Raw genomic sequence first — 25,865 nt, 5'->3', positions numbered from 1 at the left:
ATCTTATTACAGTTTATTATTTAATGCTTCAGCGAGCGTTTCAAATTGAGCCCAATCTCTTACCGATACACCTGAAGCATTTGGATGACCGCCGCCACCAAAATCACTTGCAATGTCGTTGATAACAATACCTTTAGAACGAATGCGACATCTAATTTCTGTGCCCTCATCAACAGCAAACACCCAAATCTTCAACCCTTGTATATCAGCAATTGCATTTACAAATAATGAAGCTTGGTTCGCAGCAATGTCAAATTGTTCTAAAATTTCTTTAGTAATGGTAACTTTACAGAAACCTTTTTCATTTAAATCAAAATGTTGAAGCACATAACCTTGGAATGGTAACAATTTTGGATCCTTTTCACCCATTTTATTAAGTTCTTCATTATGATTAAAAGGAAATGTCAATAATTGACCCGCAACACCCATTGTATGTGATGTAGTGTTATTAAATAGGAATCTTCCTGTATCTCCCACAATGCCAAGATAAAGTACCCTCGCCACAGATGCATCAATGATGGGAATATCATTAAAATGACTGATGAAATCAAAAATAATTTCGCTTGTTGAAGAAGCTTGATCGTTTACAAAATTAATATCGCCATATTGATCAACTGCTGGATGATGATCAATTTTAACCAATAATCGTCCTTGATTAAATCTTTCATCACTAATACGTGGTGAATTAGCTGTGTCACAAACGATAACTAACGCTTCATTGTAAGTATCATCCGAGATTTCATCAAAAGTACCAATAAAATCTAATGACGGTTCTGTTTCGCCAACTGCAAATATCTTTTTATCCGGGAATTTGAGTTTCAAATAGTTCTTTAACCCTAATTGTGAGCCATATGCATCAGGGTCTGGTCTTACATGTCGATGTATAATAATTGTTTCTGAGTCATTAATTTCTTTCATGATTTCATTAAATTCTGTTGTCATCTTTATCTTCCTTTTTCATTATATATTTATTAGTCTATCATTTGACAAATAATCATTGCTTTTGCTACGCGATGGCCGTCACTTGTCATTGTTACTTCTAGTTTTGAAAAATTGCGTCCTACATCTAACATATCATATTGTACATGTATTTCGGATTCTATTTGCACTGTTTTAATATACATAATATTTAAGATTTCTATCATAACTTCTAATTTCTTTAATTTTCTCATTTCATAACGTACTGTTTCTTCAATAATTGCTACAAATACTGATTTACTTAATGTTCCATATTGATTAGTTAATAATGGCGTGATTTGTACATGTATCCCATCATTTGAAATTGTAATATGTTTTGCAATTTGATCATTTATGGTTTCACCAACTTGTGGTTGTCTACTTAACAATTGCATCGCTGTTAACACATCTTTTCTAGTGATTACCCCTATGAGCTTTTTACTCGGAGTAGTCACCGGTAACAATTCAATGCCTTCCCAAATCATCATATGCGCACAGTTTGCCACAGTCGTTGACAATTGAACATTGATAGGTGATTTCGTCATAAATTGTGCAAGTGTGTCTTGGTTTTCCATTTTAATAATCTCTTTACTTGTTACAATACCTACTAATCTCCAATTTTCATCTATGACAGGAAATCTTGAATGGCCTGTCTCACGGGCTTTCGTTTTATAATCACTAAGACTCATATTATCAAATACAACCATGTCTTCAGTCACGGTTTTAACGATATCTTCTACAACCAAAATTTCTTTACGAATCATTTGGTTATACATCGCCCTGTTTATAATATTGGCAACTAAATATGTATCATAATTGGAAGATAGAATTGGTAATTCATGCTCATCAGCATATTGAATGATTTCTTCTGATGTATTAAATCCTCCAGTAATTAATACCGCACTTCCTCTTTTAAGCGCTGCTAGTTGGACATCCTTACGATTTCCCACTATTAATAATGTATGTGGACTAACATATTTTACGACATCTTCAATTTCCATTGCACCAATCGCAAATTTTGTAAGTGTTTTTATCAGACCATTTCTACCACCTAAGACTTGACCATCTATAATTTTCACAATTTCTGCAAAAGTTAGTTGTTCAATCTGTTCACGTGATTTCTTTTCTATTCGTACTGTGCCTACTCTATCTATTGTAGCTACCAATCCAATTTGCCCGGCATCCTTAATAGCCCTGTATGCCGTTCCTTCAGATACACTTAAATCTTTTGCAATCTTTCTAACAGATATCTTTTGTCCAACTGCTAGAGATTCTATATATGCTAAAATTTGTTCATGCTTTGTCATTTCAATAACCTCGTTTTTTTTGACAGTTTCTATGACATTATAACTTTTTATAACTAAAATTGCGATGTAACAAAACAAATTATCTTACGATTCCTAAAATCACAGTTTTTGTTCCATTAAATAATATAAAATTTTCTTTTTAGTAAATTAATATGTTAAATAGACAAATTTAATTGGCTTTATGAATAAAATTTTATTAAAATGAAGATAAGGAGGGATGAACAATGTTCAAAAATATTTTACTTGGTGTTGATACAACACTTAAAAATGAGAAAGCACTTGAAGAGGTTTCTAAACTTTCAGGTGAAGGTACTACAGTTACAATATTAAATGCAATTAGCGAGCAAGATGCACAAGCATCCATCAAATCTGGTGTTCATTTAGATAAGCTCGTACAAAAACGTAGTGAAGGTTTAGAAAGTACACGCAATAGCTTAGACGAGTATGGTATTAAATACGATGAGATTATTGTGCGCGGGAATGCGAAAGAACAATTGGTTAAAGAGGCTAATAGTGGAAAATATGAAATTGTTGTCCTCAGTAACCGAAAGGCTGAAGATAAGAAAAAATTTGTCTTAGGTAGTGTCAGTCATAAAGTTGCTAAAAGAGCTCACATCCCAGTATTAATCGTAAAATAATAAAACGCCTGAAGGACTTTAAAGTGCTTCAGGCGTTTTATTATATATTTAAATACACAGTTTATAAAGGGATTAGAATGAAACGTCTTCACCCGGTTTTAATATTTGTACTTCCCCTACAGATACTGCTTGTTTAAACTTATTTGGATCTTGTTCAATAAGTTCAAAAGTATCGTAGTGTATTGGAACTGAAATTTTCGGTTTAATAAACGAATTAATTGCATAGCTTGCATCGTCGATTCCCATAGTGAAATTGTCACCAATCGGAATAAAGCATACATCCACTGGATGACGATCTGCAATTAATTTCATATCGCTGAATAATCCTGTGTCACCAGTGTGATAAATCGTCTTACCTTCAATTTCTAAAATAAGACCCATTGGCATACCTAGGTATACTGGGACACCATTTTCATCAGTTAAACTTGAACTATGGAATGCTTGTACAAATTTCACATTACCAAAATCAAATTCTGCTTTCCCTCCAATATTCATTGGTCTAACATTTTCCACATTATGATAAGTAGTGAGATAATCACCTAATTCTGCTGAACCAATCACAGTAGCATGATTTCTATTAGCTAATTCTATTGTATCTCCAAAATGATCTCCGTGACCATGTGTTAAGATAATATAATCAACTTTAAGTGTAGATGCATCTAAATCAGATTGTCCATTGCCTGTAATAAACGGATCTACAATAACCTTTTTACCATTTGCTTCAAAATAAATTGTTGATTGACCATGAAATGAAAGTTTCATTAATTAATTCCTCCCGTAAATATGTTTAGTCTTTATATACCACAAATCCCTCACGCTATAACACGGTAATTTAATTTACTGAGTGTTTTTCTTCTTAAATTTAAAAATTTTCCTATGATATTGTTTTATTATCATATTTAACTTTTGAATTCCTTCATCAAGTAACATAAAATTAAATATGATTAACTATTTAGGAGGATGAATTAAAATGAAATTAGAACAGATTACCGAAGAATTAAAATCCCAACAGGCAGATGCTGCTTGGATAACAACACCTTTAAATATTTTTTATTTCACTGGTTATTTAAGTGATCCTCATGAACGTTTACTTGCATTACTAATTAAATCAAATGGTGAACAAGTATTGTTTTGCCCGCAATTAGAAGTTGAAGAAGTTCGCGCCTCTCCATTTAATGGTGAAGTTATCGGTTATTTAGACACAGAAAATGCTTTAGATAAATACGATATTAAATTCAATAAATTACTTGTTGAATCAGCACATTTAACATTACAACGTCAACGTGAACTTATTGATGCTTTTGGTGTACAAAGCTTTGGGGATATTGATCAAACAATCAAAACATTACGTAATATTAAAAGTGACTCAGAAATCGAAAAAATTAAAAAAGCTTGTGAACTTGCCGATAAATGTATCGAAATTGGTGTGAGTTTCTTAAAAGAAGGTGTCACTGAACGTCAAGTTGTCAATCATATTGAATATGAAATTAAAGCATATGGTGTAAATGAAATGAGTTTCGACACTATGGTATTATTTGGAGACCATGCTGCTTCCCCTCATGGCACACCAGGAGACCGCCAATTGAAAAAAGACGAGTTTGTCTTATTTGATTTAGGGGTTATTTATGAAAATTACTGCAGTGATATGACTAGAACGGTTAAATTTGGTACACCTGATGCTAAAGCACAAGAAATTTACGATGTTGTATTAAAAGCAGAAAAAGAAGCTATAGCAGCTATTAAACCTGGTGTAACGATTAAAGATGTAGATGATATTGCACGTAACATCATTACTGAAGCGGGTTATGGCGAATACTTTCCTCATCGCCTAGGACATGGCTTAGGCTTAGAAGAACATGAATATCAAGACGTTTCAAGTACAAATACAAATGAATTTAAAGCAGGCATGGTTATAACTGTTGAACCCGGTATTTATGTACCAGGTGTAGCTGGTGTAAGAATTGAGGATGACATCTTAGTTACTGAAAATGGTAATGAAAGTTTAACTGGTTACGAAAAATGATAAAAGAGGCCGTAGTAGAAACAATTCAGCAAGTTGAGCAAGCTGTTGCCAATGGTGCTAATCGAATTGAACTTTGCGATAATTTAAGTGTGGGTGGTACTACACCTAGTTTCGGCATGGTAGAAATTGCAACAGAAATATGCAAAGCTAACCACGTTGAGATTGCTGTTATGATTCGTCCACGTGGTGGTCATTTTGTTTATAACTTGTATGATTTCGAAATCATGCAACGTGACATAAAATCATTGAAACAATTAAATGTAGATTATTTTGTCTTTGGTTGTTTAACTGAGGACTCAACTTTAAACGAATGGCAAATGAAGACCTTGAAAAATTTGGCCTCACCTACTCCAGTTGTATGTCATATGGCATTTGATGAAATTTACCTAGAAGGACAAATTAAGGCTTTACACCAATTAATTGATATAGGGTTTACACGTTTATTAACACATGGCGGACCGAGCGATACAAATCTGTTCGATAACTTAAATCAATTAGGTAAACTTGTAGTAAATTCAGGCGGTCACATCGAAATCGTGCCTGGCGGCGGTCTGAATAAAGACAATCTTCCTGAACTTCTTGAAGCCTTTCCGTTCCAAGAAGTCCACGGTACTAAAATCGTTTAAATACTTCCCATATTTTCATAATGACATTATCATTTTGACATAGCAAAATAAAAAACTGGCAAGTCTTTTTGAGTTAAATACTCCAAGACTTGCCAGTTTTTTATTTAATAATTCATTACTTATATTATTTAAGTGCACTTTCGATATCTGTATAAGATAGGTTCAATGCTTCCGCTACGCCTTTGTTCGTCAACTCGCCATTAATTGTATTAAGTCCTAATGACAATGCATGGTTATCTTGTAAAGCCTTTAAATAGCCTTTACTTGCTAGTTGTTGGGCATATGGTAACGTTGCATTATTTAGAGCAATTGTAGATGTGCGTGGCACTGCACCAGGCATATTCGCAACAGCATAGTGTACGACACCATGTTTTTTATATGTTGGGTCATCATGTGTGGAAATTCGATCCGTTGTTTCAAAAATACCACCTTGGTCAATTGCAATATCAACGATAACGGCTCCATCTCTCATTTCTTTGACCATATCTTCAGTTACAAGATTTGGTGCCTTAGCGCCTGGAATTAATACAGCACCAATAACTAAATCGCTATCTTTCACACATTGTTCTATATTTAAAGGGTTAGACATGATTGTATGGACACGTCCATCAAACAAATCTTCTAATTCTTGTAAACGTTTAGGATTAACATCTAAAATTGTAACATCAGCACCTAAACCAAGTGCAATTTTAGCAGCATTTGTTCCAGCTTGACCACCGCCAATGATAGATACGCGACCTTTTGATACGCCAGGTACACCACCAAGTAAAATGCCCATGCCACCTTTATATTTTTGTAAAAATTCAGCACCAATTTGTGCAGACATACGACCTGCAACCTCACTCATTGGTGTTAATAATGGTAATGTACGATCAGGCAATTGGACCGTTTCGTAAGCAATACCAACTACTTTATTTTCTAGTAAAGCTCGAGTTAATTTTTCTTCATTCGCTAGATGTAAATAAGTAAATAGAATTAGACCTTCTTTGAAATATTGAAACTCTTCTTCTAATGGTTCTTTCACTTTCATAACCATATCTACGTTCCATACTTCAGCTTGTTCATTAACGATGCTTGCACCAGCTTCAGTATAGTCTACATCTTCAAAATACGAACCTAAGCCTGCAGATTTTTCAACAATGACAGTATGACCTTGTTCTACCAATGCATGTACACCACTTGGTGACAAACTCACTCTATTTTCATTGTTTTTAATCTCTTTCGGAATACCTATAATCATTTCATCCACCTCCAAATTTATAGTAACGCGTATTTTATGAAAGCGCAATCAAAGTTTAGGGTACTTTTACAACATTTAAATCATGTTAATATTCTGTAAACGGTGGTATAATATAAGTAAGAAAAATAAGGAGGTAATTACGATGCTAACTTATAAAAGTATTTTAATAGCCGTCGATGGATCACATGAAGCTGAATGGGCCTTTAACAAAGCAGTGGATGTGGCAAAACGTAATGATGCAAAATTAACAGTGGTGAATGTCATTGATTCAAGAACATATTCTTCATATGAAGTGTATGATGCTCAATTTACTGAGAAGTCAAAAAATTTCTCAGACGATTTATTAAAAGGTTATAAAGAAGTTGCTACAAATGCTGGTGTGAAAAACGTTGAAACACGTTTAGAATTTGGCTCACCAAAAGCTATTATACCTAAAAAGCTAGCAACAGATGTAGATGCTGACTTAATTATGTGCGGTACTTCAGGGTTAAATGCTGTCGAAAGATTTATCGTTGGTTCAGTATCTGAAGCAATTGTTCGCCATTCTCCATGTGATGTGTTAGTGGTTCGTACAGAAGAACTTCCTGAAGATTTCCAACCTCAAGTTGCCACTGATGAGTTTAAATCTCAATATCAAGCTCACTAAATAGTTTTTAATTTATAGGGCTGATTGAACAAGATAATTACGAAAAGAGCTTGAGACATTAATAGATGTCTCAGGCTTTTTTCAATTAAACAGTAGCTGTAAAGCCCCCCTCTCCTCATTTTAAATTTCAAAAATCTTCATTTCACTCACTACTTTACAATATAGTCATTGAAATTTTAATTTCATTTCACACCTATCCTTTATACTTAATTTAATACTTTTAAATTAAGGAGCATGTAAATATGAAAATGATTTATAAATCATTCGCAATAAGTTTATTAGCATTAACTACTTTGAGTCACACATATAATAGTCAAGTTAGTGCAAAGGCTAAAGTATCCGAACACGCAACACAATCCGTAGACGACCTTAGATTTATAGGTAGTCAAACTGTGCCATATAACACTCAATTCGATGATACAAAAGTTGGCGCTATTTCTGGAATTACCTATCAACCAACAACTCATCGTTGGTTATTAATAAGTGCTGATCGTTCAGAACAAAATCCTTCTAGATTCTACGAAGCAAAACTAAACTATAACCAAAATCATTTTAATAAAATTAAGCTACAATCTATGCACTTTCTAAAACAGCCGAATGGTTCAAACTATACTAACAAGAACCATTACAAAGACAATCCACAAGATATCGTTGCTGATCCAGAATCTATTCGCTTCGACCCTTTATACAAACAAATCATGTATACAAGTGAAGGTGATCGTAGTTTAGGCCTAAATCCTTTTATCCATTTAGCTTCGTTACAGGGCGACTTTATTACAGAAATACCTATAAGCCACACACAAAAAATGGATCAACATGCAAAACATGATTTCCGTAATAATCTCGCATTAGAAGGAAGTACATTTTCAGCAGATGGGCATTCTATTTGGACAGCAACAGAAGCGTCTTTAATACAAGATGGTAAATCCCCTACACCTACAACAGAGGGATTATCTCGCATCACACAATATGATAGACAAGGACGCTTATTAAACGAATATGCATATCGTTTAGATGCTATACCGAAATCACCTGGTAAGGGTAAGGAAGCTGAAAATGGCGTTTCTGAATTATTAGCAATTAACAATCATGAATTTTTAACTTTGGAACGCGCAAGTGTGCAATCTTCTGATAATTCATATCACAATTATGTACGCATTTATAAAATAAATACCGACCAAGCTACAGATATTAAAAATCAAGAGTCATTAAAGCAAACTAAGATTCACCCTGTAAAAAAAGAACTCATCGCTGATTTAAATAAAGAAGATATTGGTCACATAGATAATATCGAAGGTATTACATTTGGTAAACAATTACCAAATGGACACGACAGCATTGTTATAGTTGCTGATAATAATTTTAATAAGGCTCAAAAGCAACAATTTATGGCGTTTGAAGTTATTCCAAAATAACAAAAAAGGCATTTTCCGATTTTGGAAAATGCCTTTACTTATTTAAATATAATTTATTTAAGATCACCAAAATTGATAACGTCACGCGCAATCATAACTTCTTCATTTGTTGGAATAACGATAACTTTAACTGGTGAGTGTGGGTAGTTAATAAATGCTTCTTCACCATGAATGCTTTCATTTTTCTTAGCATCCCAATATACTCCCATAAATTCTAATCCTTCTAACACTTTAGCTCTTACAACATCAGAATTTTCACCAACGCCTGCTGTAAATACGATAACATCTACACCATGCATACGTGTCGCATAAGAACCGATATATTTGTGAATACGTGAAGCGAAGACATCGAGTGCTAATTGAGCTCTATCTTTGCCCTCTTCAGCTTCTCCTTGAATATCTCTTAAATCACTAGATGTACCAGAGATACCAAGTAATCCTGATTCCTTATTCAACGTATTTAAGACTTCTTCAGCATTCTTACCTGTTTTTTCCATGATAAACGGAATTAATGCAGGGTCAATGTTACCTGAACGTGTTCCCATTGTCACACCAGCTAAAGGTGTGAATCCCATGGATGTATCTACAGATTCTCCACCATCGATAGCAGCTATAGAGGCACCATTACCAATATGACAAGAAATAAGACGTAATTCTTCAATTGGTTTACCTAAAATATCTGCTGCACGTTGAGAGACATATTTATGGCTCGTACCGTGGAAACCATATTTACGAATACCATAATCTTTATAATATTGATAAGGTAAACTATACAAGAACGATTTTTCAGGCATTGTTTGATGGAATGATGTATCAAACACTGCGACATGTGGAATTTCCGGTAATAATTTACGGAAAGCGCGGATACCCATTAAGTTAGCTGGGTTGTGTAAAGGTGCTAATTCACTTAAACTTTCAATTTGCTTTTCTACTTCATCAGTTATATAAACTGACTCTGGGAATAATTCGCCACCATGTACAACTCGGTGTCCAGTACCATTAATGTCATAAATACTATCAATGACACCATGTTTTTTGAAACTATCTAACATGATATTAACTGCTTCTTCGTGATCAGCAATATCATTTGTTTCTTTAATTTTATCCCCATTTACTTCAATAGTGAATACTGAATCTTTTAATCCAATACGTTCAATAAGTCCCTTAGTTACAATTTTTTCTTCCGGCATTTCAATAAGTTGAAATTTCAAAGATGAACTACCAGCATTTATAGCCAAAATCAATTTTGACATAAGCACAATGCCTCCATTTTCAAATAAGTTTTATATCCATTACTATTTAATCATTAATACAGTATGAATTCAAGAATATTACAGTTTAATTTTCAGGATGATTTTCTTGCATCCATGCATTTAAATCTTGTAAAAATGCTTGGAACTGTTGTGGGCTCTTGAAATCTGGTATATTTGCTAATAAAACTTCGACTGGTTTCGTCACATTCGTTTCTTTTTTCTGTAATACAAGGATAGATTTACGTGCTTTTTCATTTTTAAATAAGGTTGATGGTAAATTTAAGAATGCTTGCATTTCTGTCTCTGTAGCAATGAAATTTTGCAACTGTTTCACATTTTCACCTTCAAAAATATTGCTTGGAACAACTAAAAATGCATAACCAGATGCTTTCATAGCTGTAATAGCTTGCTCTATCAATAAGAAATGAGAATAACTGTGCCCTTCATCGAAACCAAGTGCCATTTCTTTACTTCTATCATCAACAGGATAGTATCCAATTGGTAAATCCCCTATTACAACGTCTGCGTCTTCGAAAGGTAAAGGCATAATTGCATCTTGAGGATAAACATCAAACGGTATTTCTAAAAAGTTAGCCAAATGGACACTTACTCTAGAAAGTACTGGATCTACTTCTACTAAGTGATGCATTAAAGTGTGATCTGAAAGCACCTCGTGTACCGAAGCACTTAAATGTCCAGCACCACTAGCAATATCTGCAATGTGCATTGACTCGTTATTTTTTAAGAATCGTTCAGCTAAAAAGCCTAAAATTAGGCCAATAGAATCTGGTGTAATTTGATGATTTGCTTGTATATCTTCTTTTTGCATTAGACTTAGATATGCAAACTGGAATGCTTTCCTTCTATCTTGCAATGTAGCTTGTTCTAATAACTCTCTCTTATTTGTATAAATATGCTCCATAGCAAGACCTAAATTTTCGATAAAACTTTGTCCGTTTCCATCATTTAAATCCTTTACTTTTTCATCTAATGTTTTGAATAACTGCTCCATTACTGTTTCTTCTTGTGTCATTTAATAGTCCTTTCTAAAAAAACTGCCCATAATTTAATTGAAATCAAGCCAGTTTATACTAACTTATTTTACCAAATAATTATGGACAGTAATTTTTATAATGTCAATGATACTGTTTGCTTGAGCAACAATATATTTAACTTATTATATATATTGCAAAACGTAATTAAATATTGCGATATGCTTCTAATGCTGATTCAAAGTCTGGGAAATCTGTACCTTCAGAAACAATCTCTGAATATACGACTTTATTATTTTTATCTAATACAAAAACGGAACGTGCAAGTAAACGTAATTCTTCCATTACGACACCATAGTTTTTACCAAAAGATAAGTCTTTATGGTCACTTAATGTAATCACGTTATCTAATCCGTTCGATGCACACCATCTTTTTTGTGCGAATGGTAAATCAACTGAAACAGTTAATACAACGCCATCTTCTTGTGAAGCTTCTTCGTTAAATTTACGCGTTTGTTGATCGCAAACACCTGTATCTATAGATGGTACAACACTAATTAATTTCTTTTGACCATCATAAGTTGATAAGTTTACTTCATTTAAATCATTATCTAGCAAAGTGAATTCTGGAGCTGTTTCACCTGTTTTCACTTGCGAACCTAATAAAGTAATTGGTTCTTGTTTGAATGTAATTTGCGCCATTAGAACGCCTCCTAAATTATAAATGTGTACTTCAATTATTATAACGCTTTAGAATTATGAATGATACTATTCTACCTGTAATAAGTGTTAACCTACTTTAAATAAAAAAATTTTTCAAATTTATTTTTTATGACCACCGTATCTGCGAAATAATCATGTATACCTCTATGCTTTTTAGTAAAAATTGTCACTAAATAAGGCAAGTTTGCAAATACACCGCTAATAATACGTCCAATCCATTCTCTAAACAGTACATCTGTCCACGTTAGCTGTTGTCTGTCCATGCGCTCTACTCTGATATTGCAAATCATTTTACCAAGTGTTTGTTTAAAATATTTTGTCATTAATACAAAATACAAATAAAATACTAATGCATCCAACAGATGACCCACACTAAAATAATCAATCCATAGTTTTGCTGAATCTAAATTTGTGAAATGATAAATCGGTTTTAAGATCAAACTATGTACTCCGAAAATGATTAACAAATCTATTATGAAAGCACAAAATCTAATACCAAAACCAGCATATAAAGCTTTTAACATTTGTTCATGATACAGTGCATCTGTATCTATTTTTTGTGCACTATCTTTTGTATATTCTGAAACACTGTCTTGTATGTTTTCCATAATTTCACCTAACCCTCGTAAAGATACATAGGTTCAGTTTTAGTATCATTTGTAATGATTGATTTCACATCTTTGATTTCATTTGTAAACTGAGAAATGCTTGATTTCACATTATACATTGATGAGAACCAACCACCGTCTGTGCTATATTCAAACACTTCTGCGTCCTTAGCATTAATATCTTTTTTCAATGCTTTGACAGTTTGATCTTCGTAACCAATTTCGTCAATCAGACCATTACTTTTCGCTTGTTGCGCGCTATAAATTCGACCATCTGCCAGCTTTCTAACTTTACTTTCTGGCATATCTCGACCGTCTTTTACAATATTAACAAATCTATTGAAGCTATCATCTAAAACAGATTGTAAGATATCTCTTTCTTCGCTTGTCATTTCTCTTGAACTGCTTAAAATATCTTTATGTTCACCTGATTTGATTACGTTTTGTTTGATACCTAAATTCTTTTGTAATCCGGAGTAATCGATACTAGACATAATCACTCCGATTGAACCAGTCATTGTTTGTGGACCTGCATAAATCTTATCTGCAGGTGCTGAAATATAATATCCACCTGACGCAGCCATGCTATCCATATGTACATAAATCTTTTTATGTTTTTGTTTAATTTCTTTTATCTTTTCATAAATTTCATCACTTGGATATGTACCGCCACCGGGTGTATTGACCGTTAACAGCACACCTTTTATAGAATCATCTTTTTTCACATTATCCAACTGTTTTAAAAATGCTTCATGGTTATATCCTTCACCACCGAACAGGCCACCACCAGTACCTTCAGTAATTTCACCATTTAATGTTAGATGAGCGATACGTTTGCTGGAATTACCTTCTTTTTCTACTTTCTCTGTAAAAGGATTCGTATCAGATGTAGTTGATTCACTAAATAAAGATGAAACAACAGCTGAAATAGAACTCATTATTATACCACCGAGAACGATCACAACTGCAAGTATTAAGGCGATAATACGCTTTTTCGACATTCATCGTCACTCCCATATATTTTCTATTGATTCCTTCTTCATTTAAACACAATTAAATCCTAAATGTATACCTTAAATAAGATTAATAAAGAGAGCATAGTAAGAAATCAATCCATTTTGATTTCTTACTATGCTCTCAACAATTCATCATTTACTTTAGACCATACTGTTTCTTATTGATAAACACTTTCTGTTAAAATCCAATCACGTGTTTGACTCAAAACTACTACAAAAATGAGACTTATGTATTTATAACAGATTTTATATACTGTACTAATTGATAGCTATATGATTTGTATTAAATAATCATAAGCATTTTTCAAGATTAATATTGCAGTCACGACTATAAATAATACTTTGACGTAGCCCACACCTTTTTTTATAGCAAACATAGCACCTACATAAGAACCACATATCATACTTACAGCCATAATCAAGCCATAAAAATAATCCACTTGGCCTAAGCATATAAATAAGAGGAGTGCACCTAAATTGGAGGCAAAGTTTAACACTTTCGCATTACCTGCCGCGCCTAAAAAATCAAAACCAAACATTAGTAAAATAAAGAGCATAAAAGAACCCGTTCCGCCACCTAAAAAGCCATCATAAAAGCCTATTAAACACATGAGTAAAGCAAATAGTATTGCTTTCCCAAAAGTTAATTTGGTAAAGGTACGGACGTTACCCCAATCTTTTTTCATAATCGTGTAAATCATCACAATGGTTAGTATAACAATAACAACTGGTTTTAAGAGCTCTGAAGGTAAGAATGTGGCGATACTGGCGCCACCAATAGCGAATACAAATACAAATGGAAATAATTTACCAACAATTTTCAAATCCACATTGCCAGAACGCAAAAAGCGAAATGCACTTGTCAAAGAACCGAATGCACTTGCTAATTTATTTGTTCCTAATGCTGTGGATGGTGGCATACCAACTGCAAGCAATGCAGGTATTGATATTAAACCACCACCGCCTACAACTGCATCAATAAATGCAGCCAAAAATCCAAGAAGAATAATGATGATTACAATTGAAACATCCCACTCTAACATTTAACCAACCCCTTTATTTATTAAAAAATATATATTCCATGATACTTTAATATATTAAAATAAATCGTCAGCTAGTGCTTGTGTTGCTGTATCTTTTTCACTTTGGTAATCACTAGTAATAAGCAATGTTTCAATACCATCTACAGCTTGTTGTACTAATGGTTCAAAATCATAACCAATTTCATATTTTTCTACTTTTTCAATATCTGGTTCAGTTATAGGATTTTTTGGCGTGAAGATTGTGCAACAATCTTCATAAGGTTGAATAGACACATCAAACGTTCCAATTTCTTTCGCTTTTTTTACAATATCTTCTTTATCTAACGTTAATAACGGGCGAAGTACTGGTGTAGAAGTGACATGGTTAATAGCATACATACTTTTTAGCGTTTGACTTGCCACTTGACCTAAATTTTCACCATTTACTATCGCATGGGCATCAATATCATGAACAACTTTATCCGCAACGCGCATCATCATGCGTCTTGTTGAAGTCATTGTATAGCGTTCATGTACAACTTTATTAACTTGTTTTTGTAAATCTGTAAAAGGAACAATATGCAATTTTATGGGTCCTACATGTCCAGATAAAATGCGTGTTAATTCAATAACCTTTTCTTTCGCTTTTTCACTTGTAAATGGCGGACTATGAAAATGAATCGCTTCTACTGTAACACCTCTGCGCATAACTTCTATACCTGCAACAGGTGAATCAATACCGCCGGATAGCATAAGCAATGTCTTACCACCCGTACCTACTGGTAATCCACCTGAACCTTCAATCACTTGATCGTACATATAGATTGCATCTAAACGTACTTCAACTTTAATGTTGTGATCTGGGTTATGCACATCGACTGATAAATGGTTCGTAGCATCTAAAACAGCGCCACCGACCGTGCGTTGCAATGCATACGTATCATATGGAAAGTTTTTATCTGAACGTTTTACATCAATTTTAAATGTATCACCATCTGCATATTCCTTAGCAAAGCGCACCGCTAATTCATTAACCGCTTCTACTGTCTTTTCAATTTTTAATACGGGACTGATAGAATAAATACCGAAGACTTTTTTTAGTCGATTACACATTTCTTCAATATCTGCGCCTTCGTCTAATTCAATATACATTCTGTCTCTATTTGCCTTTACTGTATAACCTTGTAACGGCATTAATGCAAGCTTTACATTAGAACGTAATTTGTTCACAAATATTTTACGGTTGGCGCCTTTTAAAGTAAGCTCACCGTACCTCACTAATATGTGATCATAAATCATACTAACAACTCCTTCACTTCTTCATATACTAATTTGAATTTTTCCTTGAATGTTTCAATATCTGCTTCAGTAGTATAGCTATCCATAGAAATACGGATACTACCTTCAATTTGCTTCGTTGGAATACCCATTGCTAACAAAACTTCATTAAGACTTGCTTTTTTCGAAGAACAAGCACTCGTCGTTGATAACATGATGTCATTTTTAGAGAATGCATTCACCAATACTTCACCTTTAACACCTGCCAACCCAACATTTAAAATATGAGCAGCAGCACCCTTAGGTGAATTAACCTCAACACCACGAAATGCAACCAAATATTGGCGTAATTCATTATTAAATTCGCTTAACCGACTATTTAAATCCTGTGTATGATTAACTGCTGATTTCATCGCTTTAACGATAGCAATATCCATCGGTAAGTTAACCGTCCCACTTCTCACACCAAATTCTTGTCCACCACCATGAACAATTGGTTCTAACTGATGTATATTTCGAACAAATAAAATGCCTTGGCCTTTCAAACCATTAAATTTATGTCCGCTTAGACTAAGTGTATCTACACCTTCAAATATGAGTGGTGTTTTCCCAATAGCTTGTACTGCATCAACATGTAAATGTGCTTTAGGATATTGATGAACAATCTCTGCTATATCGGCAATCGGTTGTATTTGACCCATTATATTGTTGACATGCATACATGTAACAAGTCCTACATTATCTGACATTAATGTTTGAAGGTGATTCAAATCTATTCGACCTTCATCTGTTACATCGACATACTTCACAATAAATCCTTCGTCCTCTAGTGAACGAACCACTTCTAAAACGGAGGGATGTTCTAATAATGAAGTGATAATTTCATTGGCGAAATTCTTTTTCTTATAAGCAATACCTTTAAGTGCTATATTATTTGATTCAGTAGCACCACTTGTATAAATAATATCAAATGTATTATCTAAATTAAATAAGTCTTTAATTTGTCGTTTTGATTGTTGTAATAATTGTTCTGCTTGTAAACCTGCTTGATGTGGACTATTAGGATTAAAATATAGTGATTGATTCACTTTAATAAAAGTATCTAACACATCTTGCTTAGGCTTCGTTGTTGCAGCGTTATCAAGGTATATCAATGTTTTCACTCCAATTTTTTCTTGTAGTTTATTTGAACTCCGAAAAGCGTCGGCTTTTAAAATTTTATATCTTAATCGGAATATGCTACATATAAACATTTCACTTAACAGAATATATGCATGCGCTCCACCTATTCATTTTAATGATTTAACATTAATACATTTTATAACTAAATTAGATTGAATATACGCACTTAAATACATTTTCATATGTTTTAACTATCCGATTAAAACTTACACTGTTAGCATTATACTCGCTTTTACTAAAAAGAAAAGAGACTGAGACATAAATCATATAATTGTTAAATAATTTACGATACTAGCTTGTTCATCATGGGATTAAATAAAAATCAATTCACATTCAATGCACACTTCACGTATTCAAATCGATGAACATGCATTACAAATAAAACGCTATGTATCGACTGTCCGTTTTTTTAAATTAACAATCCTCATTCGAATCAACGATCGCAAAAAAGACTCGAGACAATCAGTGTCTCGAGTCTTTTCTAATCTATAGTTATGCGTAATGTGCTTAATATTAACCAATAACTTTTGATTCTATTTGTTTTGTAATACCAGGCTCAACGCGTTCCAATGCTTGTTCAGAAATTTCAATTGAACGTTTATACCTATTATTCTTAAATAAGCGTTCTGCTTCATTAAGACTTTTATCAATATTTGAACTATCTTTACGATAACGATTGCCATATTCAATTAGTTTTTCTGCATAAACTGCATTAACAAGTACATCTGTAGCTTCATCATCAAATTTATTCATTTGTAGGACGACTTTAGATACTTTATCTTTTAACTGTTTGACATGAATTGGACGTACACTAAATTTCTTGTTAACTTCTCTTACTTCATAATCAATTTCATTTTTCATAATGATAAAACGTTCCGGTACACTTGGTAAATTAGAAGCAAGTAATTTTCTATATACTTCTTCTTTTTTACTTTGTACTCGTAAAATATTTTCTTCAGCTTCTGCCTCATCTTCACGCAATTGAATTAAATGATTTTGTAATTTTTCTTGTTTTTCATTAATAACAGCTACATGTTCTTCGATATATTTCAAGTTGTCTTGCACTTCACTATAACGCACTGCAGATTTCGCCATTTCACGTAAAATTTCATCATATACTGAAATCATATTTTGAATTTCATTTTCAAACTGTCTTACATTTTGTACGTCACTTTCATTTATATAATAATTTTCGCGCACATATTCAATTTCAGTTTGTAATGTATAGTTCATTTCTTTTGCTCTAAATAAATTATCTGTAATAACTTCTTTTGTTTCTTCAACATCATTTTTAGCTTTAACTTCAAGCTCGATTAGTTCGTACATTTCATCTAATCGGTCATTAATGCTGTTTAATTTTTCATTTGCTTCATCAAGTTCTAATCTGCTTATCATTGGCTCTACAAAGCTTAACTCCGTTTTTAATGTTTGAAGCGTGCTATCAATTTTGACATGATCCAAGTCGTAGCCTTCTACTTTCAAGTCTCTACAACCATATTTAATGTCTTGGAATTGGCCGGGCAATTCTTTTTGTGCTTCTTTTATTAAATCTGGAATTTCATCCATATCTGTTTTTAAATAATTCATGTCATCATTTAAAGTTTTGATATGGTCATGTGCTTGATTGAAATTACCTTCTGATTTAAGCGTTTCATAAGTTTCCATTTCTGGAACAAAAGATTCGATTTCTTGTTCAAGCGGTGAAGCTGCTTCGCCGAATTGATGTCTGTTTGCTAACACATCACGCTTCATTTCGCGGTAATCCGTTTTACATTCATTATATAAATGGTCACTTTGTTTATGTAGTCCTATAATCTCTTCTACTTGTGTAGTGAGCTCATTATAGTTCGCTTCATATTGATCCATCATTTCATGCGCTTCATCCACTTCAGTTTGAGCTTGTGAAAACTTAAATTTATCAAGCAAGCCCTCTGCATCATGAATCTTTTCTTCTACCGGTAATAAATACTGATTTTTACTATCTAACGATGATTGTTTCAATCTATCATACGTTGATTTTGTCTCACCTGTTAAGTTAAATTCTGTTAATTGAGATAAACTTTCATCGTATGGTAATTGTTCAACTTTATGCTTTCGTTCTTCAGCCTTTTCTATCATTTGGCTTTTATTTGAACGCATATAGAACAATACACCAACAATAATGAGTATAATGAATATAATTGCTAAAACGATATACAACACCATATGTTTTCTCCTCCTATTTTATCACTGTTTATTATAACGTAAGTTACCTATGCATTAAAAGAGAAAATGGATTAATTCATGTGAATATTTTTTATTTTATTTAAAATGATCTCTAATAATAATATGTATTAGGTTATTTATTATCTAACCCTTTTCAAATCAATTGATTGATTACTATTAAAACAGTCTTTATACTAAATGAAAAGTAAAAAGTGAGGTTGTCTAATGACGGAAGTTAAAGAAACAAACTATAATTTATTGGAAAAACAAGTGAGTAGTTTAATAGAAGATGAGTCGAATTTAATTGCTATACTGAGTAATGTATCCGCGCTACTAAATGATTCGATTGATCAAATTAACTGGGTTGGATTTTATCTTATTGAAAACGAAGCATTAATTTTAGGACCATTCCAAGGTCATCCTGCATGTGTTCATATCGCAATCGGTAAAGGTGTATGCGGTACTGCTGTTTCTGAAGAACAAACACAACTTGTAGATGATGTGAATGCATTTCCAGGTCACATTGCTTGTGATGCGAATAGCAAATCTGAAATTGTTGTTCCACTTCGTAAAAATAACCAAATTATTGGTGTATTAGATATCGATGCGCCTATTACAAGTAGATTTACTGATGTAGACAAAAATGGCCTAGAACAAATTGTTGCTCGTATTGAAAAGCAAATATCATAATTCCATCGCAACTTGAATATGGACAAAGTCGAAAAGACTATTGACAGCAACCGATAACATGTTACAATGTACTTTGTGTGAATAAACGAAACTAGCAGTTGCGTATTAGTTGGCTCTATGTTGTTCCCAACGCGGACGTGCCGTGTAACCGTTGCTATGAGGCGAGGACACATAAAACAATATATCCAAGTAAGCATGCAACACTCTTTTTTGTTTTTTCATAACAAACAAAAGAGAAAAAGGAGGAGTCTTATTATGGCTCGATTTAGAGGTTCAAACTGGAAAAAATCACGTCGTTTAGGTATCTCATTAAGTGGTACTGGTAAGGAATTAGAAAAACGTCCTTATGCACCAGGTCAACACGGTCCTAACCAACGTAAAAAATTATCAGAATATGCATTACAATTACGTGAAAAACAAAAATTACGTTACTTATATGGAATGACTGAAAGACAATTCCGTAACACATTTGAAATCGCTGGTAACCAACATGGTGTCCACGGTGAAAACTTCATGCAATTATTAGCTGCTCGTTTAGATGCAGTTGTATATTCATTAGGTTTAGCACGTACACGTCGTCAAGCTCGTCAAATCGTTAACCACGGTCACATCGAAGTAGATGGCAAACGTGTTGATATTCCATCATACACTTTAAAACCTGGTCAAGAAATCTCAGTTCGTGAAAAATCTTTAAAATTAGATATCATTGCTGAATCAGTTGAAATTAACAATTTCGTACCAGACTACTTAGAGTTTGATGCAGATAACTTAAAAGGTAAATATATCCGCGTTCCAGAACGTAGTGAATTACCTGCTGAAATCAATGAACAACTTATCGTTGAGTACTACTCAAGATAAACATTGTCTTTTCAACCAAGAAGTCCTTTACGGATTTCTTGGTTTTTTTATTTTGGTTTTTAATACAAACTGACATACACCCCTATTATATGTAACGTCTTAATTTACAAACCTTCTGACATTTCGTATGCTATAAGTATAGAGGAGTGTTAATCTTGATTATTAGAGCATTAGAAGAAACAGATTTAGATTTCGTTCATCACTTAAATAATGAATATTCTATTATGTCATATTGGTTTGAAGAACCCTATCAATCATTAAGTGAGCTTCAATCTTTATATAAAAAACATATCTTAGATGAATCAGAACGCCGATTCATTATCGAACACGACCATATACGAATTGGTGTTGTAGAATTAGTAGAAATTAATTTTATACATAGTAACTGTGAGATTCAAATCATTGTTGATCCAAAATTCAGTGGTAAAGGCTTTGCTAAGAATGCCTTTAAAATGGCCATTGATTATGCATTTCTTGTACTAAATTTACATAAAATATATTTGTTTGTAGATGTAAACAATGAAAAAGCTATCCATATTTATAAAAGTCAAAACTTCACTATCGAAGGTACCTTACAAGAACACTTTTATACTAGAGGCGAATACAGTGATTGTTTTGTAATGGGATTACTAAAAAAGAACTGGATAAATCACCATGATAATGATTTATCACACATTCGTTAGTTAGCTACGAGTTAAAATATACATTAAAAGTAATGATTTTTAATATAACAACTGTATAGTTGTTATATCCCACGTATCCACAAAATTAAAAGAAAGTGAGCTTTTCTTCTGCTCATTCATATATCTTACTATTCCCTTTTCAAAGGCATAAAAGCGCCGAGACATACATTGCTGTCTCGGCCACTTTTATGTCTAATTTAATACTAATATAAATAACTTTATACAAACTGTTTCATTTCAGTTTTAAATTAATTTATAAGTGTTTCTGGATTATCTGATATTAACCCATGAACTCCTAACGTTATGAGTCTGTTGGCCGTTTCAGAGTCATTTACTGTATACGGCATCACCATTAATCCGTTCTTATTTGCTCTTTTTAAAAATGTTTCATTCACTAATGAAAACTGTGGATTGATATACTGTGCGTATTTACTGATTTGTTTAAATTTAGGTAACCTGTACCAATATTTTTTCTTACTAATTAAAACACCTAACTTATACCCCTTCTTTAAGTTATGTATTTTTTGAATCACTTGTTGATCAAATGATTGAATAATCACCTTTTCTTTAGGCATTTCATATGCCTCCAATTTATTGAGAAGTTCTATTTCTATATTTGGATATAATTTAGGGTATTTGAGTTCTATCAATAATTTTTGAGGGGCTTCTTTAACCATTGCTAAGACATCATCTAACTTCATGATTATTTGCCCTTTAAATGCCTCGTCTTTATATATGCCAAAGTCAAATTGTCGCAAAGCTTCTAATGTATACGCCTTTACTTTTCCTTTGCCATTAGATGTACGGTCTATCGTCTTATCATGAATGACTACAAGATGATTATCTATTGTTCTATGTATATCTATTTCCAACATATCTATATTGCTAGTTAAGGCAGCTTCCAACGCGATGCGTGTATTTTCTGGATACTTAGTAACCAATCCGCGATGTGCAACTAATACAAATTGTTGGCGATTAAATTTGTTATCTTGCAAACCTTCCCCCCTACTTTCTTTATCTCTCAATTTCAACTAAACTTAAGTTATCACATTTAATCAGGAGGTCAATCGATATGGTCCAACATGAATTTAAAGTACAAACAAATTGGAATGGTGGTCGTGACACAGTCGGCAACTTACAAGGCGATATTTTAGAAGAGCAAATTTCTATTCCATCGGGTTTAGGGGGTAATGGTACAGGAACTAATCCAGATGAATTGCTTGTTTCTGCTGCTTCTTCTTGCTATATCATTTCATTAGCAGCTGTTTTGGAACGTTCTGGTTTCACAGATATTAAAATCGCTCAATCATCGATTGGTACAGCTATTTTTGAAAATGCAAAGTTTCGCATGGATAATATCGTACACTATCCAGAAATTTATGTATCTCAAGAACAAAAAGATAATTTAACTAAGAAACTCCCTAAATTGTTAAAGGTTGCAGACAACAATTGCATGATTTCTAATTCCTTGAGAGGAAACGTTGAAGTAAAAATAGTACCAAAAATAAAATAATTTCAAAAAAATTTTATATGTGGCGGAATATGATTAAATTAACAATGAATACCCTTACATTATTTTTAGATTGATTCTATTTCGCCCTTTTTTCTAACTAAAAGCTTTTTTATTTTCTGAAAATTTGCTAAACTTGTATAATCTTAAGCATTGGGGGAATTAGTCATGAAATATTATCATCCATTGTTACTTACACCAGGACCTACACCAGTACCAGAACAAATATTACACGCAACACAATTACCTATGGTTGGACACCGATCAAGTGATTTTGAATCAATAGCGGAGGAAGCATTTCGCGCACTAAAACCTATCTTTGGTGCTAAAAACGATGTCATCATCTTAACTTCAAGCGGTACAAGTTCTCTTGAAGCAAGTATGCTAAACCTAGCTAACCCAGAAGATGATATTGTGATTATTGTTTCCGGTGCATTCGGTAATCGCTTTAAACAAATTGCTGAATCCTATTATGAAAATGTACATATTTTTGAAGTCGAATGGGGTAAAGCTGTCAATGTACCCGATTTTATAGATTTCTTAAAATCTTTGAATAGACAAGTCACAGCTGTCTACAGTCAATATTGTGAAACATCAACCGCCGTCTTACATCCTGTGAATGAATTAGGTCATGCTTTAAAAAATTATGATCCATCCATTTTTTACGTAGTCGACGGTGTAAGCTGTATTGGTGCTGTTGATGTGGATTTAGAACGAGATCAAATTGATGTACTTATTTCAGGAAGTCAAAAAGCAATTATGTTACCACCAGGATTGGCATTTGTCGCATATAATGATCGTGCGAAAGCTAGATTTGCCGAGGTCACTACACCACGTTTCTATTTAGATTTAAATAAATATCTAAAATCACAAGCTGAACATTCAACACCCTTTACGCCGAATGTTTCACTGTTTAGAGGGGTCAATGCTTATGCACAATTAGTAAATGAAGAAGGATTTGAACAAGTTATACGTCGTCATTACGCTATTCGCGATGCGTTAAGACAAGCGTTAACCGCTTTGGATTTAAATCTTCTTGTAGACGAAGCTTATGCTTCTCCTACCGTTACTGCCTTTATACCGAATTCAAAAGAAGAATTAAATTATATTAAAACAGAACTAAAAAAACGCTTCGCCATCACCATTGCAGGCGGTCAAGGCCATTTAAAAGGAGAAATTTTACGCATTGGTCATATGGGGCAAATCTCACCTTTCGATATATTACAAGTCGTATCAGCTTTAGAAATTCTCTTAACAGAATATAGAAATCAATCTTATATTGGCACAGCCATTACTCAGTATACGGAGGTTATCAAAGCATATGTATAAAATTTTAGTATCAGATCCAATCTCACCAGAAGGTTTAAAAAGCTTAATCGATCACAATGATTTTGAAGTTGTCATCGATACAGAGTTAGATGAAGCAGAACTTATTAATCAAATTGCAGATTATCAAGCACTTATCGTTCGTAGTCAAACGCAAGTAACTGAGGCAATCATTGAAGCTGCCCCAAATTTAAAAGTGATTGCGAGAGCCGGTGTTGGTGTAGATAACATCGATGTCGATGCAGCGACAAAACATGGTGTGATTGTTATTAACGCACCTGATGGTAATACAATTTCTGCAACAGAACATTCAATGGCAATGATTTTATCCATGGCTCGTAATATTCCTCAGGCACATCAATCGTTGAAAGACGGCAAGTGGGATCGTAAGACATATCGCGGAACTGAACTTTACAATAAAACGCTTGGCGTCATTGGTGCCGGTAGAATTGGTTTGGGTGTCGCTAAACGTGCACAAAGCTTTGGGATGCACATTTTAGCATTTGATCCTTATCTTTCTGAAGATAAAGCGAAAGAATTGAATGTCACTCGAGCTACTGTCGAAGAAATTGCAGAGCAATCAGATTTCGTTACAGTTCACACGCCACTTACACCAAAAACAAAAGGCATTGTAGGTAAAGCATTTTTCGAGAAAGCTAAACCAAATTTGCAAATTATAAATGTAGCACGTGGTGGTATTATTGATGAAGCCGCTTTGGTTGATGCGCTTAATCAAAATCAAATACAAAGTGCGGCAATAGACGTATTTGAAAGTGAGCCAGCAACGGAATCCCCTCTTGTAAATCATGAAAAAATTATTGTAACGCCACACCTTGGAGCTTCAACTGTGGAGGCACAAGAAAAAGTTGCAGTATCAGTAGCAAACGAAATTGTTGATATATTTGAAAATGGTAATGTATTCAATGCGATTAATGCACCGAAAATGACTTATAGTGAAATTAATGATGAATTAAAACCATATATTGAATTAAGTCAACTTACTGGTGAAGTTGGTATACAATTGCTTGAAAAAGCACCCCGTGAATTGCATATTAAATATGAAGGCGACATTGCTCTGGATGACACAAGTTTACTTACGCGTACGCTCGTATCAGGTGTATTAAAACAAGATCTAGCAGAGCGTGTAAACTTAATTAATGCACTCGTACTTCTTAATGAACAAGGTGTGTCTTATAATATTGAAAAAAATGCAAAACATCGTGGGTTTAGTAACTATATTGAATTAACCCTTATAAACAAAGATACACAAATTAAAATAGGTGCTACAGTATTAAATGGATACGGCCCTAGAATAGTAAGAATCAATGACTATCCCGTTGACTTTAAACCAGAGCGCCATCAGCTTGTCATCAATCATAATGATAGACCAGGTATTGTAGGTCGTACTGGTCAAATTCTAGGGGAATATGGCATTAATATTGCTTCTATGCACCTTGGTCGTATTAATCAAGGTGGTAACGCATTAATGATTTTATCTATTGATCATCCAGTTACTGATGATGTTATAGATGGCTTATATGAAATTGAAGGTTTCAATTTAATTAGAAGCGTTGAACTTGAAATAGAACCAGATACAAATTATATTATTTAAATAAATAATAAAAGCAGCTTAATCCTTATAAAGCGAAGGGTTAAGCTGCTTTTTT

25 protein-coding genes are annotated in these 25,865 nt (G+C 33.3%); 11 read left to right on the top strand and 14 right to left on the bottom strand.

Annotated elements, in window-relative coordinates; genetic code table 11:
- Window positions 1-6: 6 nt before the first annotated feature.
- Window positions 7-942 (bottom strand): DHH family phosphoesterase, encoded by a 936-nt coding sequence (locus SSP_RS05445; RefSeq protein ID WP_011302905.1) that lies wholly within the window; start codon window positions 940-942, stop codon window positions 7-9.
- Window positions 943-971: 29 nt separating this feature from the next.
- Window positions 972-2,264, bottom strand: coding sequence for a DRTGG domain-containing protein (locus SSP_RS05440; protein WP_011302904.1), 1,293 nt, complete (start codon window positions 2,262-2,264; stop codon window positions 972-974).
- A 224-nt stretch (window positions 2,265-2,488) separates the two neighbouring features.
- On the opposite strand from SSP_RS05440, the gene SSP_RS05435 reads away from it, so the two are divergent.
- Entirely contained in the window at window positions 2,489-2,902 is a 414-nt protein-coding gene (locus SSP_RS05435) for a universal stress protein (protein WP_002483040.1), read from the top strand.
- Window positions 2,903-2,974: 72 nt separating this feature from the next.
- Here the strand turns inward: SSP_RS05435 and SSP_RS05430 are convergent, their stop codons facing one another.
- Complete coding sequence (locus tag SSP_RS05430; protein WP_011302903.1) at window positions 2,975-3,664, bottom strand: metal-dependent hydrolase; 690 nt, start codon at window positions 3,662-3,664, stop codon at window positions 2,975-2,977.
- A 208-nt stretch (window positions 3,665-3,872) separates the two neighbouring features.
- On the opposite strand from SSP_RS05430, the gene SSP_RS05425 reads away from it, so the two are divergent.
- Both SSP_RS05425 and SSP_RS05420 read left to right on the top strand, forming a co-directional pair.
- On the top strand, window positions 3,873-4,925 hold the full coding sequence (locus SSP_RS05425; RefSeq protein ID WP_011302902.1) for a M24 family metallopeptidase: 1,053 nt from the start codon (window positions 3,873-3,875) through the stop codon (window positions 4,923-4,925).
- Window positions 4,922-5,551: a copper homeostasis protein CutC gene (locus tag SSP_RS05420; protein ID WP_011302901.1), complete on the top strand. Its 630-nt coding sequence runs from the start codon at window positions 4,922-4,924 to the stop codon at window positions 5,549-5,551. Before SSP_RS05425 ends, SSP_RS05420 begins: the two co-directional genes overlap by 4 nt.
- Window positions 5,552-5,675: 124 nt before the next feature.
- Here the strand turns inward: SSP_RS05420 and ald are convergent, their stop codons facing one another.
- Entirely contained in the window at window positions 5,676-6,791 is a 1,116-nt protein-coding gene (gene ald, locus SSP_RS05415; RefSeq protein ID WP_011302900.1) for an alanine dehydrogenase, read from the bottom strand.
- A 142-nt stretch (window positions 6,792-6,933) separates the two neighbouring features.
- Here ald and SSP_RS05410 point away from each other — a divergent pair, with 142 nt between their 5' ends.
- Both SSP_RS05410 and SSP_RS05405 read left to right on the top strand, forming a co-directional pair.
- Window positions 6,934-7,437 (top strand): universal stress protein, encoded by a 504-nt coding sequence (locus SSP_RS05410; protein WP_011302899.1) that lies wholly within the window; start codon window positions 6,934-6,936, stop codon window positions 7,435-7,437.
- 242 nt (window positions 7,438-7,679) lie between these two features.
- On the top strand, window positions 7,680-8,852 hold the full coding sequence (locus tag SSP_RS05405; RefSeq protein WP_011302898.1) for an esterase-like activity of phytase family protein: 1,173 nt from the start codon (window positions 7,680-7,682) through the stop codon (window positions 8,850-8,852).
- A 53-nt stretch (window positions 8,853-8,905) separates the two neighbouring features.
- On the opposite strand, the gene SSP_RS05400 is transcribed toward SSP_RS05405, so the two are convergent.
- The 9 genes from SSP_RS05400 to ezrA all read right to left on the bottom strand — a co-directional run bounded on the left by SSP_RS05400 (window position 8,906) and on the right by ezrA (window position 19,131).
- Window positions 8,906-10,105, bottom strand: coding sequence for an acetate kinase (locus SSP_RS05400; protein WP_011302897.1), 1,200 nt, complete (start codon window positions 10,103-10,105; stop codon window positions 8,906-8,908).
- Between the two features lie 85 nt (window positions 10,106-10,190).
- The gene (locus SSP_RS05395) at window positions 10,191-11,138 is read right to left on the bottom strand and encodes a class I SAM-dependent methyltransferase (protein WP_011302896.1); all 948 of its coding nucleotides are present in this window, start codon (window positions 11,136-11,138) and stop codon (window positions 10,191-10,193) included.
- Between the two features lie 166 nt (window positions 11,139-11,304).
- Window positions 11,305-11,799 carry a thiol peroxidase gene (gene tpx / locus SSP_RS05390; protein ID WP_002483031.1) on the bottom strand — a complete coding sequence of 165 codons (495 nt, stop codon included), beginning with the start codon at window positions 11,797-11,799 and terminating at the stop codon, window positions 11,305-11,307.
- Window positions 11,800-11,891: 92 nt separating this feature from the next.
- The gene (locus SSP_RS05385) at window positions 11,892-12,428 is read right to left on the bottom strand and encodes an RDD family protein (protein ID WP_011302895.1); all 537 of its coding nucleotides are present in this window, start codon (window positions 12,426-12,428) and stop codon (window positions 11,892-11,894) included.
- A gap of 8 nt (window positions 12,429-12,436) precedes the next feature.
- On the bottom strand, window positions 12,437-13,429 hold the full coding sequence (gene sppA, locus SSP_RS05380; RefSeq protein ID WP_011302894.1) for a signal peptide peptidase SppA: 993 nt from the start codon (window positions 13,427-13,429) through the stop codon (window positions 12,437-12,439).
- 284 nt (window positions 13,430-13,713) lie between these two features.
- Window positions 13,714-14,487 (bottom strand): sulfite exporter TauE/SafE family protein, encoded by a 774-nt coding sequence (locus SSP_RS05375; RefSeq protein WP_011302893.1) that lies wholly within the window; start codon window positions 14,485-14,487, stop codon window positions 13,714-13,716.
- A gap of 54 nt (window positions 14,488-14,541) precedes the next feature.
- Window positions 14,542-15,765 (bottom strand): tRNA uracil 4-sulfurtransferase ThiI, encoded by a 1,224-nt coding sequence (thiI, locus tag SSP_RS05370; protein WP_011302892.1) that lies wholly within the window; start codon window positions 15,763-15,765, stop codon window positions 14,542-14,544.
- On the bottom strand, window positions 15,762-16,898 hold the full coding sequence (locus tag SSP_RS05365; RefSeq protein WP_011302891.1) for a cysteine desulfurase family protein: 1,137 nt from the start codon (window positions 16,896-16,898) through the stop codon (window positions 15,762-15,764). The genes thiI and SSP_RS05365 overlap by 4 nt, the downstream gene beginning before the upstream one ends.
- 541 nt (window positions 16,899-17,439) lie before the next feature.
- Entirely contained in the window at window positions 17,440-19,131 is a 1,692-nt protein-coding gene (gene ezrA, locus SSP_RS05360; protein ID WP_011302890.1) for a septation ring formation regulator EzrA, read from the bottom strand.
- Window positions 19,132-19,356: 225 nt separating this feature from the next.
- On the opposite strand from ezrA, the gene SSP_RS05355 reads away from it, so the two are divergent.
- From SSP_RS05355 to SSP_RS05345, 3 genes are all read left to right on the top strand, one after another.
- Entirely contained in the window at window positions 19,357-19,821 is a 465-nt protein-coding gene (locus SSP_RS05355; protein ID WP_011302889.1) for a GAF domain-containing protein, read from the top strand.
- A gap of 255 nt (window positions 19,822-20,076) precedes the next feature.
- Entirely contained in the window at window positions 20,077-20,679 is a 603-nt protein-coding gene (rpsD, locus tag SSP_RS05350; RefSeq protein WP_002483023.1) for a 30S ribosomal protein S4, read from the top strand.
- Between the two features lie 155 nt (window positions 20,680-20,834).
- Window positions 20,835-21,362 (top strand): GNAT family N-acetyltransferase, encoded by a 528-nt coding sequence (locus SSP_RS05345; RefSeq protein ID WP_011302888.1) that lies wholly within the window; start codon window positions 20,835-20,837, stop codon window positions 21,360-21,362.
- 248 nt (window positions 21,363-21,610) lie between these two features.
- On the opposite strand, the gene SSP_RS05340 is transcribed toward SSP_RS05345, so the two are convergent.
- Window positions 21,611-22,357, bottom strand: a complete 747-nt coding sequence (locus tag SSP_RS05340; protein WP_011302887.1) for a glycerophosphodiester phosphodiesterase — start codon at window positions 22,355-22,357, stop codon at window positions 21,611-21,613.
- Between the two features lie 77 nt (window positions 22,358-22,434).
- Here SSP_RS05340 and SSP_RS05335 point away from each other — a divergent pair, with 77 nt between their 5' ends.
- The 3 genes from SSP_RS05335 (at window position 22,435) to serA (ending at window position 25,810) form a co-directional block, all read left to right on the top strand.
- Window positions 22,435-22,875: an SACOL1771 family peroxiredoxin gene (locus SSP_RS05335; protein WP_011302886.1), complete on the top strand. Its 441-nt coding sequence runs from the start codon at window positions 22,435-22,437 to the stop codon at window positions 22,873-22,875.
- A gap of 165 nt (window positions 22,876-23,040) precedes the next feature.
- Window positions 23,041-24,201 (top strand): pyridoxal-phosphate-dependent aminotransferase family protein, encoded by a 1,161-nt coding sequence (locus SSP_RS05330; protein ID WP_011302885.1) that lies wholly within the window; start codon window positions 23,041-23,043, stop codon window positions 24,199-24,201.
- Window positions 24,194-25,810 carry a phosphoglycerate dehydrogenase gene (gene serA / locus SSP_RS05325; RefSeq protein WP_011302884.1) on the top strand — a complete coding sequence of 539 codons (1,617 nt, stop codon included), beginning with the start codon at window positions 24,194-24,196 and terminating at the stop codon, window positions 25,808-25,810. The genes SSP_RS05330 and serA overlap by 8 nt, the downstream gene beginning before the upstream one ends.
- Window positions 25,811-25,865 lie beyond the last annotated feature (55 nt).

Origin of the sequence: Staphylococcus saprophyticus subsp. saprophyticus ATCC 15305 = NCTC 7292 (genome assembly GCF_000010125.1) — a bacterium.
In the GTDB taxonomy this organism is placed as follows: Bacteria; Bacillota; Bacilli; order Staphylococcales; family Staphylococcaceae; genus Staphylococcus; species Staphylococcus saprophyticus.
This window is presented reverse-complemented; position numbering and strand designations above follow the sequence as displayed.